General features: G+C 62.7%; 14 protein-coding genes and 1 pseudogene. 8 read left to right on the top strand and 7 right to left on the bottom strand.

What is annotated here, in order from left to right; all coding sequences use genetic code 11:
* Positions 1-41: 41 nt before the first annotated feature.
* The 6 genes from M0D64_RS38780 to ubiA all read left to right on the top strand — a co-directional run bounded on the left by M0D64_RS38780 (position 42) and on the right by ubiA (position 4,877).
* On the top strand, positions 42-1,001 hold the full coding sequence (locus tag M0D64_RS38780) for a hydrogen peroxide-inducible genes activator (protein WP_054037761.1): 960 nt from the start codon (positions 42-44) through the stop codon (positions 999-1,001).
* A gap of 182 nt (positions 1,002-1,183) precedes the next feature.
* A complete protein-coding gene (locus M0D64_RS38775; protein ID WP_266261547.1) occupies positions 1,184-1,333 on the top strand; it encodes a hypothetical protein in 150 nt (49 codons plus the stop codon).
* A 70-nt stretch (positions 1,334-1,403) separates the two neighbouring features.
* Positions 1,404-2,858: a catalase gene (locus M0D64_RS38770; protein ID WP_266261546.1), complete on the top strand. Its 1,455-nt coding sequence runs from the start codon at positions 1,404-1,406 to the stop codon at positions 2,856-2,858.
* 80 nt (positions 2,859-2,938) lie between these two features.
* Entirely contained in the window at positions 2,939-3,100 is a 162-nt protein-coding gene (locus M0D64_RS38765; RefSeq protein WP_171926314.1) for a hypothetical protein, read from the top strand.
* A gap of 154 nt (positions 3,101-3,254) precedes the next feature.
* Positions 3,255-3,743: a Dps family protein gene (locus M0D64_RS38760; protein WP_097391341.1), complete on the top strand. Its 489-nt coding sequence runs from the start codon at positions 3,255-3,257 to the stop codon at positions 3,741-3,743.
* Positions 3,744-4,013: 270 nt separating this feature from the next.
* Positions 4,014-4,877 carry a 4-hydroxybenzoate octaprenyltransferase gene (ubiA, locus tag M0D64_RS38755; protein ID WP_266261545.1) on the top strand — a complete coding sequence of 288 codons (864 nt, stop codon included), beginning with the start codon at positions 4,014-4,016 and terminating at the stop codon, positions 4,875-4,877.
* A gap of 192 nt (positions 4,878-5,069) precedes the next feature.
* On the opposite strand, the gene proC is transcribed toward ubiA, so the two are convergent.
* The 6 genes from proC to M0D64_RS38725 form a co-directional block, all read right to left on the bottom strand.
* The gene (proC, locus tag M0D64_RS38750; protein WP_266261544.1) at positions 5,070-5,885 is read right to left on the bottom strand and encodes a pyrroline-5-carboxylate reductase; all 816 of its coding nucleotides are present in this window, start codon (positions 5,883-5,885) and stop codon (positions 5,070-5,072) included.
* 53 nt (positions 5,886-5,938) lie between these two features.
* Complete coding sequence (locus M0D64_RS38745; RefSeq protein ID WP_200651174.1) at positions 5,939-6,637, bottom strand: YggS family pyridoxal phosphate-dependent enzyme; 699 nt, start codon at positions 6,635-6,637, stop codon at positions 5,939-5,941.
* Positions 6,638-6,788: 151 nt separating this feature from the next.
* Positions 6,789-8,015: a glycolate oxidase subunit GlcF gene (gene glcF, locus M0D64_RS38740; RefSeq protein ID WP_266261543.1), complete on the bottom strand. Its 1,227-nt coding sequence runs from the start codon at positions 8,013-8,015 to the stop codon at positions 6,789-6,791.
* An 8-nt stretch (positions 8,016-8,023) separates the two neighbouring features.
* Positions 8,024-9,112: a glycolate oxidase subunit GlcE gene (gene glcE / locus M0D64_RS38735; protein ID WP_154566680.1), complete on the bottom strand. Its 1,089-nt coding sequence runs from the start codon at positions 9,110-9,112 to the stop codon at positions 8,024-8,026.
* Positions 9,113-9,382: 270 nt separating this feature from the next.
* Positions 9,383-10,876 carry an FAD-linked oxidase C-terminal domain-containing protein gene (locus M0D64_RS38730; RefSeq protein WP_266261542.1) on the bottom strand — a complete coding sequence of 498 codons (1,494 nt, stop codon included), beginning with the start codon at positions 10,874-10,876 and terminating at the stop codon, positions 9,383-9,385.
* Between the two features lie 101 nt (positions 10,877-10,977).
* Positions 10,978-12,393: an FAD-linked oxidase C-terminal domain-containing protein gene (locus M0D64_RS38725; protein WP_266238403.1), complete on the bottom strand. Its 1,416-nt coding sequence runs from the start codon at positions 12,391-12,393 to the stop codon at positions 10,978-10,980.
* Between the two features lie 239 nt (positions 12,394-12,632).
* Here M0D64_RS38725 and M0D64_RS38720 point away from each other — a divergent pair, with 239 nt between their 5' ends.
* Together M0D64_RS38720 and hmpA are read left to right on the top strand one after the other, a co-directional pair.
* Complete coding sequence (locus M0D64_RS38720) at positions 12,633-13,187, top strand: cob(I)yrinic acid a,c-diamide adenosyltransferase (protein WP_171926319.1); 555 nt, start codon at positions 12,633-12,635, stop codon at positions 13,185-13,187.
* Between the two features lie 99 nt (positions 13,188-13,286).
* Positions 13,287-14,492, top strand: coding sequence for an NO-inducible flavohemoprotein (gene hmpA / locus M0D64_RS38715; protein ID WP_154567788.1), 1,206 nt, complete (start codon positions 13,287-13,289; stop codon positions 14,490-14,492).
* A 55-nt stretch (positions 14,493-14,547) separates the two neighbouring features.
* Here the strand turns inward: hmpA and M0D64_RS38710 are convergent.
* Positions 14,548-14,640: pseudogene (locus M0D64_RS38710) on the bottom strand (XRE family transcriptional regulator); the annotation flags it as partial.
* Positions 14,641-14,706 lie beyond the last annotated feature (66 nt).

Here is a 14,706-nt window from a genome sequence, read left to right as displayed (position 1 = left end):
AACTAGAACCTATCGAACTCATCGCACTGATTGGTCCCCCAATGACGCTCACCGAATTGAAATACATCGTCGCGGTTGCCCGCGAACGGCACTTCGGCCGGGCCGCCGAAGCGTGTTTCGTTAGCCAGCCGACCCTGTCGGTGGCCATCAAAAAGCTCGAAGACGAGCTCAACGTGCAGATCTTCGAGCGCGGCACCAGCGAAGTCAGTGTCACGCCGATCGGCGAACAGATTGTCACGCAGGCGCAGCGCGTCCTCGAACAAACGCTCGCCATCAAAGAGATCGCGAAACAGGGCAAAGACCCGCTGGTCGGGCCGCTGCGCCTCGGCGTCATCTATACGATCGGGCCGTATCTGCTGCCTACGCTCGTCAAACAGATGATCAAGCGCGTTCCGCAGATGCCGCTGATGCTGCAGGAAAATTACACGGTCAAGCTGATCGAGCTGCTCAAGCAGGGTGAAATCGACGTCGCCATCATGGCGCTGCCGTTCCCGGAAACGGGTCTCATGCAACGTCCGCTCTATGACGAGCCGTTTGTCGTCGCACTGCCGTCAGGTCACGCGTGGGAAAACCGCGCGAAGATCGACGCCGAGGATCTGAAGCAGGAAACCATGTTGCTGCTCGGTAGCGGCCACTGCTTCCGCGACCATGTGCTGGGCGTCTGCCCGGAACTGATGCGCTTCTCGCAGAACGCGGACGGCATCCAGAAGACCTTCGAAGGTTCGTCGCTGGAAACCATCCGTCATATGGTGGCGAGCGGCGTCGGCATTACCGTGCTGCCGCGCATGTCGGTGCAGGAGGTCAAGCCGCACGCCGGCGGTATCGACGCCGGTCTGCTCAGCTACGTCGCCTTCGACGAACCTGTGCCGGATCGCCGTGTCGTGCTTGCCTGGCGCAAGAGCTTCACGCGGACGCCCGCGATCGACGCCATCTGCGACGCCATCAACGCCTGCGATCTGACGGGCGTCAAAAAGCTCGATCTGCCTGTCGCCGTCAACTGAGCGGCGACGCCTGCGCCCAAGCCGGCCCGCCGCGCACCCTGTGCGGCCGGCCCGGCGGCACTTAAGGCGCCGATAGTTGCACTCCCTATCGAATAGATATAATTAATCAAACACGTTAATTCGATAGCATTGTTATAGTTTCCTCCATGGATCGCCCGATCCCATCAGACCCGGAGGAAATCATGACGCAGCCGAACTCGCAGCAAGTCCAAACCGTCGCCGTTCAAGCCGCCCGCATGACCACTGGCAGCACCGGCACCTTCGCCGCGTCGGTGCGCGGCATGGGCACGGTTGCATTGTCCTTGCTGGTCGATCGGGCCCTGTCCGCATAAGCCGTAGGCATCAGCGCGCCGCACCTCTCCCCGCATTCCGTTTCCGATCAAAGCCACTCAGGAGTCCCGCATGTCCGAACGTAAGCTCACCAATGCAGCCGGCGCACCCATCGCCGACAACCAGAACTCGATGACCGCCGGCGCGCGCGGTCCGGTCGTCCTGCAAGACGTCTGGCTGCTCGAAAAACTCGCCCACTTCGACCGCGAAGTGATTCCGGAGCGCCGCGTTCACGCCAAAGGTTCGGGCGCATTCGGCACGCTGAAAGTCACGCACGACATCTCGCGTTTCACGAAGGCGAAAGTGTTCGCCCAGGTCGGCAAGGACACGCCGCTCTTCATGCGCTTCTCGACGGTGGCGGGCGAACGCGGCGCCGCCGACGCGGAACGCGACGTGCGCGGTTTCTCGATCAAGTTCTACACGGAAGAAGGCAACTGGGACGTGGTTGGCAACAACACGCCGGTGTTCTTCATCCGCGATCCGCTGAAGTTCCCGGATTTCATCCACACGCAAAAGCGCGACCCGTACACCAATATGCGCAGCAATATCGCGGCATGGGATTTCTGGTCGCGTCATCCGGAGTCGTTGCATCAGGTCACCATCCTGATGAGCGATCGTGGCATTCCGCAGAACTTCCGCCAGATGCACGGCTTCGGCTCGCACACGTACTCGTTCATCAACGCGAACAATGAGCGTTTCTGGGTGAAGTTCCACTTCAAGTCGATGCAAGGCATTGAGAACTTTACCGATGCCGAAGCGGCACAAGTGGTCGCACAGAACCGTGAAAGCGCGCAACAGGATCTGCTCACGAGCATTGACGCAGGCAACTTCCCGAAATGGCGTTTTGCGATTCAGGTGATGCCGGAAGCGGAGGCCGCGAAGTACCGCTTCAATCCGTTCGACATCACCAAGGTGTGGTCGCAAAAGGACTACCCGTTGATCGACGTCGGCACGATCGAGTTGAATCGCAACGCGGCGAACTATTTCGCGGATGTGGAGCAGGCAGCGTTCACGCCCGCCAACGTGGTGCCGGGTATTGGCTTCTCGCCGGATCGTCTGTTGCAAGGCCGTTTGTTCTCGTATGGCGACACGCAGCGCTATCGCCTCGGTATCAATCACCATCAGATTCCGGTGAATGCCCCGCGCTGCCCGGTCCACCATTCGTTCCATCGCGACGGCGCGATGCGCACGGACGGCAACCTCGGCGGCAACGTGAACTACGAGCCGAATCGCTTCGGTGATTTCGCGCAGGACACCAACGCGGCGGAGCCGCCGCTCGCAGCGGGGACGGTCGATCGTTACGACCATCGCGAGGACGAGGACTACTACACCCAGCCGGGCATGTTGTTTGCGCTCTTCGATACGGCACAGCGCCAGCGTCTGTTCGGCAACATCGCACGCCATATCAACGGTGTGCCGCAGGAGATCGTCGCACGTCAGATCGAGCATTTCCGCCGCGCCGATCCGGCCTATGCGCAAGGCGTGATCGCCGCAATGGCCGAGCTCGCCGAAGGCGGCAAGAAGTAAGCAGTTGAAATGAGTTGATGCAGCAGGGCGGGGCGCATCGGCGCCCCGCCGGTATTGATACGAACCGAGGAAGCACGATCATGATCCAGATGATGATGTCCACCATTGGCGGCTCGCCGGCCGCTCGCGGCAAGCAACGGCAGTACGCGTCGATGCTGCGCAAGGCAGTGGGGTTCGCGATCGTCTCGAGCGGACTCGTGGTGATCGTTGCGCAAGCCGTGCAACATGCATTGGGTGCGTGATTGAACGCGAGGCTGCGGGTGCGGCAAGCGACCACGCGTCACACGAACGCAGCGGCTTTCTAAGCTAAACTGGCGGGCGTTCGACGTGCCGGGTTTGCTATCCGCACGCCGTCACTCTACCGACCGGTTCGTATCACTCTTCAAAGGAGTCATCATGGCCAAGAAAGAAGCCGTACAGCACGTCAATATCGGAATCAGCGACAAAGATCGCAAGAAGATTGCAGAAGGTCTGTCGCGCTTGCTCGCCGACACTTACACGCTCTATCTGAAGACCCACAACTTTCACTGGAACGTGACGGGTCCGATGTTCAACACGCTGCATCTGATGTTCGAAACGCAGTACAACGAGCTGTCGCTCGCGGTCGATTCGATCGCTGAACGTATTCGCGCGCTGGGCGTGCATGCGCCGGGCAGCTACAAGGAATTCGCGAAGCTGTCGTCGATTCCGGAAGCTGACGGCGTGCCGGCGGCGGAAGACATGATCCGCCAGTTGGTGGAGGGCCAGGAAGCCGTGGTGCGTACCGCGCGCGCGATTTTCCCGTCGACGGAAGCCGCCAACGACGAGCCGACCGCCGACCTGCTGACGCAACGCATGCAAACGCACGAAAAGACTGCGTGGATGCTGCGCTCGATGCTGGCTTAAATGCTTTAGCGTTTCGGGTGTTGTGCCCGGGATTTCAGCTTGGCGCTTGAGCCGTTGCGTTGAGTTGAGTGACAAAACAATCAAAGCCTCCCTTTGCGGGAGGCTTTGTTTTTTGCGGTGCCGGATCCGGATTCAGCTGTAGCTCAAGGCGCGACTGCGGTTGTGGCCTCGGTTCTGGCTCCCAGCGGGTCAGCTTCGCCCGCCCGAAGGCCGCCTTCCGTCCGCATCCCGTAAAATAGCGGCACCGTCTGCACTTCACCGAATCCGCCCATGTTCGCCCGACTTCCCCTGTATCTGCGCCTCGTGCGCATGGACAAGCCGATCGGCAGCCTGCTGCTGCTATGGCCGACGCTCAATGCGCTGTGGATTGCCTCCGACGGTCATCCGTCGTGGCCGCTGCTGGTGATTTTCACGGTGGGTACCGTGCTGATGCGCTCGGCGGGCTGCGCGATCAACGACTATGCGGATCGCGACTTCGATCGCTACGTGAAACGCACGGAAAACCGGCCGATCACATCAGGCAAGATCAAGGCATGGGAAGCGGTGGCGCTGGCGGCCAGCTTGTCGCTGCTAGCGTTTCTGCTGATTCTGCCGCTGAACACGTTGACGAAGGAGTTGTCGGTGGCGGCACTGTTCGTCGCCGGTTCGTATCCGTTCACGAAGCGCTTCTTTGCGATTCCTCAGGCTTATCTGGGCATCGCGTTCGGTTTCGGCATTCCGATGGCGTTCGCCGCGATCCAGGATCACGTTCCGATGCTCGCCTGGGTCATGCTGTTGGCCAACGTGTTCTGGTCGGTTGCGTACGACACTGAATACGCGATGGTCGATCGCGACGACGACATCAAGATCGGTATCCGCACGTCGGCGCTGACCTTCGGCCGCTTCGACGTGGCGGCGATCATGCTGTGCTATGCGGTGACGCTGGGGATTTACGTCGGCATCGGCGTGATGCTCGGCTTCGGCGTGTTGTATTGGTTGGGATGGGCGGCGGCGGTGGGCTGCGCGATCTATCACTACACGCTGATCCGCAATCGCGAGCGCATGGCGTGCTTCGCGGCGTTCCGTCATAACAACTGGTTGGGCGGTGCGTTGTTTGCCGGTATCGCAGCGCATTACGCGGCGGCTTCGTTTTAATTCTTCTGCGGTTCTGTTGCGCCGCCGCTGCGATTCGACGGCGCTTCTCTTGCGTTGCTGTTATGCCGCGGCTGGTCTCGTACAGAGTTTTTGTTTGCGCCGCGGACGCAGCCTCGGATTAAGTCGAGGCGCAGCGTCCTTTGGCGTACTTTCTACTTTCCTGCCGTGCTGGCAATTGCCAGTTGATCGCCCTTACAGCTTGCCGAACTCGTCGCCCATTTCCTTGGCGCGCGCATTGGCGGCAAGCGCGCCGCGTACGATCGCATCCTTGATCCCGCTCGCATCGAACGAGGCCAGCGCGGCCGCCGTCGTGCCGCCCTTCGACGTCACACGCTCGCGCAACAGACTCGGCGGCTCGTCCGAGTTCGCGGCCAATTGTGCCGCGCCGGTAAAGGTCGCGACCGCCAGCGCGCGGCCTTGCGCTTCATCCATACCGAGTTGGCGCGCGGCTTCCTGCAGCGCCTCGATGAAATAAAACACGTACGCGGGACCACTGCCCGAGATCGCGGTGACAGCGTCGATTTTCGCTTCGTCGTCGAACCAGACGGTTTCGCCGACTGCGCCCAGCACCTGCGACGCGAGCGCGCGGCCGGCTTCGTCGACGCTGCCGGTCGCGACGAGGCCTGTTACGCCCATGCCGATCAGCGCCGGCGTATTCGGCATCACGCGCACGATGCGCGCGTGGCCGTTCAGCCAGCGCGACATGTCATCCATGCGAATGCCCGCGACGATGCTGATTGCCAGTTGCGACGCCTGCAGATGCGGCGCCAGTGCCTCAGCAACGCTCTTCAGGATCTGCGGCTTCACCGCCAGCACGACGGCGTCGTACGAGGCGAGCGCGGCGTCCGCGGCGGCGCCGGTCTTGATGCCGAATTGCTGCTCATTGCGTTTGCGCGCGTCTCCGTTGGGGTCGATCGCGTACAGGTCAGTGGGCGCGACGCCGCGCTTGATGAGACCGCCGATCAACGCGGCGGCCATATTGCCACCGCCGATAAAAGCAATTTTCATGATGTTCCGAAAGAAGTGCCGTGAGGTGTCGAGAAGGGAAAGGTCTGAAACGGTCAGTGAGAGTAATCGCGCGCACCGAAGATCGCGGTGCCGACGCGCACGATCGTCGCGCCTTCCAGCACGGCGGCTTCAAGGTCGCTCGACATGCCCATCGAGAGCGTATCGAGTTCGAGGCCGTCGTTACGCAGACGCTCGAACAGTTCACGCAGTTGCCGATGCGGCGCGCGCTGTTCTTCGATGCTGCCTGCCGGCTCCGGAATCGCCATCAGGCCGCGCAGGTTCAGCTTAGGCAGCGCGGCAATTGCCTGCGCGACCTCGACGGCCTCGGGAATGCTCGCGCCGCTTTTCGAGGCTTCGCCGCTAATGTTGACCTGCAGGCAGACGTTCAACGGCGGCAGGTTGTCCGGGCGCTGCTCCGACAGCCGCTGTGCGATCTTCAGGCGGTCGACCGAATGCACCCAGTCGAAATTTTCCGCAACCGGGCGCGTCTTGTTCGATTGCAACGGTCCGATGAAATGCCATTCGAGCGCGGCCCGCAGATCGGCCAGCGCTTCGATCTTGGTGATGGATTCCTGCACGTAGTTCTCACCGAACGCGCGTTGGCCGGCTGCGTAGGCGGCACGCACGTCTTCGGCCGGAAACGTCTTCGAGACCGCGAGCAGGGTGATCGAACGCGGGTCGCGTCCGGCAACCTGCGCGGCGAGGGCGATGCGCTGCTGCACCGCTTCGAGGTTGTGAATCAGATCGGGCATGGAACGGAACCGGAAGTCTGGCGAAAGGCGATGATCGAATTATACGGACGCCGCCACCTCGTGCCGCTTTATGCCGCCACCGGACAGACGAAAGCGCTTGCGGTGATGTACCGCAAGCCACGTGCCGCGCTTCTCGTCAAAATCGATCGCCTCAGGCGGACAGCATGTGCTCCACCAGTTCGATCCAATGCGCGACCGGCGTGGACGTGCCGCTTTGCAGATGCGCAATGCAGCCGACGTTGGCCGATACGATCACCTGCGGCTCCTGCGCCTGCAACCGCTCGAGCTTCTGGTCGCGCAGTGCGTACGAGAGCTTGGGCTGGGTCAGCGAATAAGTCCCGGCCGAGCCGCAGCAGAGATGATTGTCGGCGGGCAGGCGCACTTCCACGCCGAGCGCCGTCAGCAGATGTTCGACCTTGCCGCGTATCTGCTGACCATGCTGCAATGTGCACGGCGGATGGAACGCCACCGTATGGATCGCGCGGCGGCGCGTCACGGCGACGAGCGCTTCTTCGAACTCCGGCAGGATCTCCGCGACGTCGCGCGTCAGTTCGGTCACGCGGCGCGCCTTCTCCGCATACGCGGGATCGTTGCGCAGCAGATGCGCGTATTCCTTGACCGTCGCGCCGCAGCCGGACGCGTTCATCACGATCGCTTCCACACCTTGTTCGATATACGGCCACCACGCGTCGATGTTGGCGCGCAGGTCGTCGAGAGCTTCGTCGTTGTAGCCCAGGTGCAGACGGATCGCACCGCAGCAGCCTGCTTCAGGCGCGATCAGCGTTTCCACGCCGAGCGCATCGAGCACCCGCGCCGTCGCGACGTTGACGTTCGGCATCATCGACGGTTGCACGCAGCCCGCGAGCATCAGCATCTTGCGCGGATGTTTCGCGGTCGGCCACTCGAGCGGACGTTGGCGCGCGGGCACCTTATCGCGCAGTTTCTTTGGCAGGAGCGGACGGATATGCTGACCGATTCGCATGGCCGGCGTGAACAGCGCGCTGTTTGGCACGAAGCTCGCGAGCAGCCGGCGCACCATCCGCTGACCGAACGGGCGGGTGACCTTTTCCTCGGTGATCTTGCGACCGATCTCGACCAGCCTGCCGTATTGCACGCCGGAGGGGCAGGTCGTCTCGCAGTTGCGGCAAGTGAGGCAGCGGTCCAGGTGAACCTGGGTGCTGCGCGTGACCGCCGCGCCTTCCACCATCTGTTTGATCAGATAGATGCGGCCGCGTGGGCCGTCAAGTTCGTCGCCGAGTATCTGATAGGTCGGGCAGGTCGCGGTGCAGAAGCCGCAGTGCACGCAATTACGCAGGATGGCGTCGGCTTCGTCACCATCGGGCGTGTTGCGAATGAAGTCCGCGAGGTTGGTTTGCATCGCGTCGCTCAGAAGTCGGGGTAGAGGCGGCCGCGATTGAAGATGCGGGCCGGGTCGAAGGCGGTTTTCAGGCCGCGATGGATTTTCATCAGCGGCGCGGGCAGCGGTGTGAATACGCCGGCGCTGCGGTCGTAGCCATAGCCGGTACGAAAGATGGTGGCGTGGCCGCCGGCCTGTTTGGCGCTGATGCGCACGGTTTGCGCGTCGGTGTCGGTGATCCACCAGCGCTGGCCACCGCCCCATTCCATCAGTTGCGCACCGGGTAATTGCATCGGCTCGGTGATCGACGGCAGCGCGAGGCGCCAGAGCGCGGCCTTCGGCGGGATGGCCGCAAAGAACGAGTCGGTCTGTTCTCGCAGGCCGGCCCAGAAGCGCTCCGCTTCGACGGCATCGACGACTTCGCCGCCGAGCGCCGTGCGAGCGGATTTGACCGCGGCTTCCGCACCGGCCATCCGCACGGCCAGCGTGCCATGACGCCATGCGCTCGCCGTGATCGGCAGCGGGCGGCCGCCCCATTCGTTGAGCTTGCGGACCGCGTCGGTGCCGTTCATGTCGAATTTGAGCGTGGTTTCGGCCTGCGGCAGCGGCAGTACCTTGACCGACAATTCGAGGATCAGCCCAAGGGTGCCCAGCGAACCCGCCATCAAACGGGAGACGTCGTATCCGGCCACATTCTTTACCACCTGGCCGCCAAAATGCAGCGTCTGGCCCTGGCCGTTCATGATGACGGCGCCCAGCACGAAGTCGCGCGCCGCGCCGGCCGACGGGCGGCGCGGGCCGGCGATGCCCGCCGCGATGCAGCCGCCGAAGGTTGCCTGCGGCCCGAAGTGGGGCGGCTCGAAGGCGAGCATCTGATGGTGTTCGGCGAGGGCGGCCTCGATCTCCAGCAGGGGCGTGCCCGCGCGCGCCGTGATGACCAGTTCGGCCGGGTCGTAGGCGATGATGCCGCGATAAGCGCGCGTGTCGAGGATGTCACCTTCCAGCGTCTGACCGTACCAGTCTTTGGTGCCGCCGCCACGGATGCGCAGTGTGCGCCCTTCGGCGCTGGCTGAACGCACGCGTTCAGACCAAACGGCGACGATGTCGTCCTCTTCCATGGTGTCCTGCTTCGTTGTGTTTCGATTGATTGTACCGGGCGGCGGCGCGCTGGCAACCCGGAGCGGACCCGCATCGGGTAATCAGGGTGGGAGCGGGGAAGCGCTTGAGGCTTGGGACTTGTGGATGCGTCGGCGGGGAGCGCGCGTGCAGGATAGCGGGGTGGCAGTGCGTGGAAGTCCCGCTATGTGGACAGGTGGGGCAGAGCCGGGCGGCGGGTGCGCCATGTGACGCTGCGGGCCCGTCTTGGGCCGGCAGCGTCACAAGCCGTTTTAAAACCGCGGCAGGTCCGGATGCGGCAGCAAGCCGCCGCGCACATGCATCTTGCCGTACTCGGCGCAACGCGCGCGGGTGGGAATGCCCTTGTCGGGATTGAGCAAGCCCGGCGCGTCGAAGGCACGTTTGACCGCGTGGAATGCATCGCGCTCTTCGGGCGAAAACTGCACGCACATCGAATTGATTTTCTCGATGCCCACGCCGTGCTCGCCGGTCACCGTTCCGCCCAGTTCGACGCAGGTTTCGAGAATGTCACAACCGAAGGCTTCGGCACGGTGCCACTCATCCATATCGTTGCCGTTGAACAGGATTAGCGGATGCATGTTGCCGTCGCCGGCATGGAATACATTGATGCAGCGCAGACCGTATTTCCTCTCCATGACTTCGATGCGCGCCAGCAGCGGTCCGATACTGCGGCGCGGCACGGTGCCGTCCATGCAGTAGTAGTCAGGCGAAATGCGGCCGGCTGCGGGAAACGCGTTCTTGCGCCCGGACCAGAAGCGCAGCCGTTCGTTCTCCGAGCGCGAAATCTGGATGCGGGTTGCACCCTGTTCGCGCAGCACCGCGGTCATGCGCACGATTTCGTCGGCGACCTCTTCAGCCGTGCCGTCGGATTCGCACAGCAGGATCGCCGCCGCGTCGAGGTCGTAGCCCGCGTTGACGAATTCTTCGACGGCGCGCGTAGCCGGTTTGTCCATCATCTCCAAACCGGCCGGAATGATGCCTGCTGCAATGATGCCGGCGACCGCGTTGCCGCCTTTCACGACGTCGTCGAAACTGGCCATGATGACCTGCGCCGTTTGCGGCTTCGGGATCAGCTTGACAGTGACTTCGGTGACGATCGCGAACATGCCTTCACTGCCGATCAGCACCGCGAGCAGATCGAGCCCGGGCGCGTCAGGCCCGAGCGAGCCGAATTCGACGATGTCGCCTTCCATCGTCACGGCGCGAACACGCAGCACGTTGTGCACGGTGAGGCCGTACTTGAGGCAGTGCACGCCGCCCGAATTCTCGGAGACGTTGCCGCCGATCGTGCAGGCGATCTGCGACGACGGATCGGGCGCGTAGTAAAGGCCGTAGGGCGCGGCGGCTTCGGAAATCGACAGATTGCGCACCCCCGGTTGCACGGTCGCGGTCCGGGCATACGAGTCGACTTCGACGATCTTGCGGAAGCGCGCAAGCGACACCACCACGCCGTGACGAATCGGCATTGCCCCGCCGGACAAACCGGTGCCCGCGCCGCGCGGCACGATCGGCACGTCGAGCCGGTGACAGATCTGCACGATGCGCTGGACCTGCGATTCCGTCTCGGGCAATGCGACCGCGAGCGGTAGACGCCTGTACGCGGCGAGGCCGTCGCACTCGTAGGCAACGGTGTCTTCTTCGCGATACAGCAGACAGTGGTTCGGCAGCACGGCCATCAGCGCCTGCACGACTTCGCGCTGGCGTTGGGCGAGAACTTCGGCCGTCAGTTCGACGGGTGCGTTCATATGACTTGTCTCCTGGTGTCTTTCACGCTGCATGCCCGGTCAAGCCTGGTTGTGCGGCAGTAGGCGTTGCCGCTGCCGCACCTTTGAGCGTTGACGATCTCTCAAGCCGCCCAGGAAAAGATCTTGCCCGGGTTCATCAGATTTCGCGGATCGAGCGCGTGTTTGATGGAGCGCATCGTGTCGACGGCGACTTCACCGTGTTCTTCGAGCAGGAAGTTCATCTTGTGCAGACCGACACCGTGCTCGCCCGTGCAGGTGCCGTCCATGCGCAGCGCGCGTTGCACGATGAGATGGTTCAGGCGCTCGGCCTCGACGAGTTCTTCCGGCTTGTTCGGATCGATCAGGATCGCGACGTGGAAGTTGCCGTCGCCGACATGGCCGACGATCGGGCAGGGCAGCGGCGACGCCTTCAGATCCTGCTCGGTTTCCACCACGCATTCCGCCAGGCGCGAGATCGGCACGCAGACATCGGTCGTGACGGCGCGGCAGCCGGGTTTCAGTTGCAGCATTGCGAAATAGGCGTTGTGGCGCGCGTTCCACAGGCGGCTGCGGTCTTCCGGGCGGGTTGCCCATTCGAAGCCTTCGCCGGCATTCTGCGCGGCGAGCTCCTGCACCAGTTCGGCTTGCTCTTTCACACCGGCTTCGGTGCCGTGGAATTCGAAGAAGAGCGTGGGCGCTTCACGCAACGTCAGGTTCGAATGGCGATTGATCGAGCGGATCGCGAGCGAGTCGACGAACTCGACGCGTGCAATCGGCACGCCCATCTGAATCGTTTCGATGACCGCGCGCACCGCATCGCCCATCGACGGGAACGTGCAGACCGCCGCCGAGACCGCTTCCGGTTGCGGATACAGCCGGACGGTGATTTCGGTAATCACGCCGAGCGTGCCTTCCGAGCCGACGAACAGACGCGTGAGGTCGTAACCCGCCGACGACTTGCGCGCGCGCGTGCCGGTTTTGATCACGCGGCCGTCGGCGAGAACCACCGTCAGCCCGAGTACGTTTTCGCGCATCGTGCCGTAGCGCACGGCGTTGGTGCCGGAGGCGCGCGTGGCCGACATGCCGCCGATGCTCGCGTCAGCACCCGGGTCAATCGGGAAAAACAGGCCGGTGTCGCGGAGTGCTTCGTTCAACTGCTTGCGCGAAATACCGGGTTCGACGGTGACGGTCAGGTCTTCGGCGTTGATCGACAACACCCGGTTCATTTCCGACAGGTCGATCGACACGCCGCCTTGAACCGCCAGCAGATGCCCTTCGAGCGACGAACCGTTGCCGTAAGGGATGATCGGTACGTTGTACTGGCCGCACAGCCTGACGATGGTTTGCACGTCTTCCGTATTGCGCGCGAATACGACGGCGTCGGGCAGTTGGGGATCGAACGGCGATTCGTCGCGGCCATGGTGGGTACGCACGGCTTCCGCGGTGGACACGCGTTCGCCGAAAACGGCTTTGAGGGCAGTCAGCAACTCGGCGGGAAACGGCCGGCGCAGCGGGGCCGGCGGCACGGGATGATTCACGCATGTCTCCTGATATTGGGGCGGAGCTGTTCTACAGCTTGTGCTTCATTTTACGCCGATCACCCGCGGGTCGGCGTTGCGGACGGCTGCCGCTCCTATAATGGCGGCGACCTCACGATGCGCGCAATATGGATAACCCGGTGGCCAACCTGGTGGCTTACTTACCGGATTCACCGGATGGATTCACCGGCGCCGCGAAGACGCATCGTTACTGAATGAATGCATGCATGGGAGACATCATGGGCAACCGCTTGAGCAAGATCGCCACCCGTACGGGCGACGACGGCAGCACCGGTCTCGGCGACGGCCGGCGCGTGCGCAAAGACAGCGCGCGCATTGCGGCAATCGGCGACGTCGATGAACTCAATTCGAATCTCGGCGTGTTGCTGTGCGAAACGCTGCCCGACAAGGTGCGGGCGGCGTTGGTCGCGATACAGCACGACCTGTTCGATCTTGGCGGTGAGCTCTGCATTCCCGGCCACACGATGATTACCGACAGGCATCTAGGCCAACTCGACGACTGGCTGGCCGACTACAACGCGACCCTGCCGCCATTGAAGGAATTCATTCTGCCCGGCGGTTCGCGTGCGGCCGCACTTGCGCACGTGTGCCGCACGGTGTGCCGGCGCGCCGAACGGTCGATCGTCGCTCTCGGCGAAAGCGAGGCGGTCAATGAGGCGCCGCGCCAGTATGTGAATCGGCTGTCCGACCTGCTGTTCGTGCTCGCACGCGTGCTCAATCGCGTGGACGGTGGCAGCGACGTGTTGTGGCAGCACGATCGTAGCGCCGACTAACACGGCGCTTCAGTCCCTTTAAGCACCTGTGACAATCTGTCCGGGGCAAAACTTCTCCTTAAAGATGTATTGTAAATGCATCTTTAAGGAGAAGTCGTTATGACCGCACTCACCGCCGACCAGATCGCCCGCGTCAAAGCCACCGTTCCCGTGCTTGCCGTGCACGGCACGACCATCACCAAACGCTTCTACAAGCGCATGTTCGCGCACCATCCCGAGTTGAAGAACGTGTTCAACCAGACCCACCAGAAGAGCGGCAATCAGCCGGAGACGCTGGCGAAGGCGGTATATGCATATGCCGCCAATATCGATAACCTCGGCGCGCTGGGTCCCACCGTCTCGCGCATCGCGCATAAGCACGTGAGTCTGAATATCCGGCCGGAACAGTATCCGATCGTGGGGCGCCATCTGTTAGGCGCAATCGTTGATGTGCTCGGCGACGCAGTCGATCAGGAGACGCTCGGCGCATGGGAAGTCGCTTATGGGCAGCTCGCGGATATTTTCATCGGCACAGAGGCCAAGCTTTACAAAGGTGCGGCGTGGAGCGGCTTCCGGCCGTTCAAGGTTGCGCGCAAGGAGGTGGAGAGCGATGAAATCACGTCGTTCTATCTTTCGCCCGCCGATGGCTCACCGGCCTGCGGCTTCGAGCCTGGCCAATATCTGAGCGTGAAGCGTTTCGTGGATGAACTCGGCGTCGATCAGCCGCGGCACTACAGTTTGTCGGATGCGCCGAACGGCAAGTGGCTCCGTATCTCGGTGAAGCGCGAAGCCGGCCGCGAAGATACGGCGCCCGGCCATGTATCGAACCTCCTGCACGACGGCGTGGAAGTGGGCGCGGTGGTGCATGTCAGCGCACCATCGGGCGACTTCACGCTGGACCGCAAGACGACGACACCCGTGGTACTGATGAGTGGCGGCGTGGGCGTGACCCCGATGACTTCGATGCTGTCCACGTTGCTTGCCGACCAGAGTGAGCGCAGCGTGACCTTTGTGCATGCCTGCCGCAATGGTCGCGTGCACGCGTTCCGGCAGTGGCTTAACGATACGGTCGCAGCGCATCCCAACGTCACGCGTGCGGTGTTCTACGAAGCCATTGAAGCGTGCGATCGCGCTGGTATCGACTACGACTTCGAGGGCCGCCTCGACCTCACGAAAATCGCCGACAAGGTGATCGTTCCCGATGCGGATTACTACATCTGCGGGCCGGTGCCGTTCATGCGCGCGCAATGCGAGGCGTTGGCTTCGCTCGGCGTGGATTCGGCGCGGATTCACACCGAAGTGTTCGGTTCAGGCGTGGTGGAGTGAAACAAGGGCGCACGGCAAGCGAAGTGCGAAAGCACGCGAGGGCGCGCCGTGCACCTTACCCAACAGCCAGTGTGACCGGCTTGCCGATCCGGCTCATCATTTCGACGAGGGTATCGATGGTGAACTTGGTGGTCTTCTTGTTGAAAACCCGGCCTGAGCGTCTTATACCTTAACGGTACATAGTTCGCGAGCAAGTGGCCGGGGATTCAGTAAG

It is taken from the genome of Paraburkholderia sp. WS6, from assembly GCF_030464835.1.
GTDB lineage: Bacteria > Pseudomonadota > Gammaproteobacteria > Burkholderiales > Burkholderiaceae > Paraburkholderia > Paraburkholderia madseniana.
This window is presented reverse-complemented; position numbering and strand designations above follow the sequence as displayed.

What these genes read in the sequence shown, in the direction of transcription:
- ubiA (WP_266261545.1), top strand. Translation starts at nt 4,014, where the DNA reads ATGTTCGCCCGACTTCCCCTGTATCTGCGCCTCGTGCGCATGGACAAG.
- M0D64_RS38780 (WP_054037761.1), top strand. Translation starts at nt 42, where the DNA reads ATGACGCTCACCGAATTGAAATACATCGTCGCGGTTGCCCGCGAACGG.
- M0D64_RS38765 (WP_171926314.1), top strand. Translation starts at nt 2,939, where the DNA reads ATGATCCAGATGATGATGTCCACCATTGGCGGCTCGCCGGCCGCTCGC.
- M0D64_RS38760 (WP_097391341.1), top strand. Translation starts at nt 3,255, where the DNA reads ATGGCCAAGAAAGAAGCCGTACAGCACGTCAATATCGGAATCAGCGAC.
- glcF (WP_266261543.1), bottom strand. Translation starts at nt 8,015, where the DNA reads ATGCAAACCAACCTCGCGGACTTCATTCGCAACACGCCCGATGGTGAC.
- M0D64_RS38745 (WP_200651174.1), bottom strand. Translation starts at nt 6,637, where the DNA reads ATGCCCGATCTGATTCACAACCTCGAAGCGGTGCAGCAGCGCATCGCC.
- glcE (WP_154566680.1), bottom strand. Translation starts at nt 9,112, where the DNA reads ATGGAAGAGGACGACATCGTCGCCGTTTGGTCTGAACGCGTGCGTTCA.
- M0D64_RS38720 (WP_171926319.1), top strand. Translation starts at nt 12,633, where the DNA reads ATGGGCAACCGCTTGAGCAAGATCGCCACCCGTACGGGCGACGACGGC.
- M0D64_RS38770 (WP_266261546.1), top strand. Translation starts at nt 1,404, where the DNA reads ATGTCCGAACGTAAGCTCACCAATGCAGCCGGCGCACCCATCGCCGAC.
- M0D64_RS38730 (WP_266261542.1), bottom strand. Translation starts at nt 10,876, where the DNA reads ATGAACGCACCCGTCGAACTGACGGCCGAAGTTCTCGCCCAACGCCAG.
- hmpA (WP_154567788.1), top strand. Translation starts at nt 13,287, where the DNA reads ATGACCGCACTCACCGCCGACCAGATCGCCCGCGTCAAAGCCACCGTT.
- M0D64_RS38775 (WP_266261547.1), top strand. Translation starts at nt 1,184, where the DNA reads ATGACGCAGCCGAACTCGCAGCAAGTCCAAACCGTCGCCGTTCAAGCC.
- proC (WP_266261544.1), bottom strand. Translation starts at nt 5,885, where the DNA reads ATGAAAATTGCTTTTATCGGCGGTGGCAATATGGCCGCCGCGTTGATC.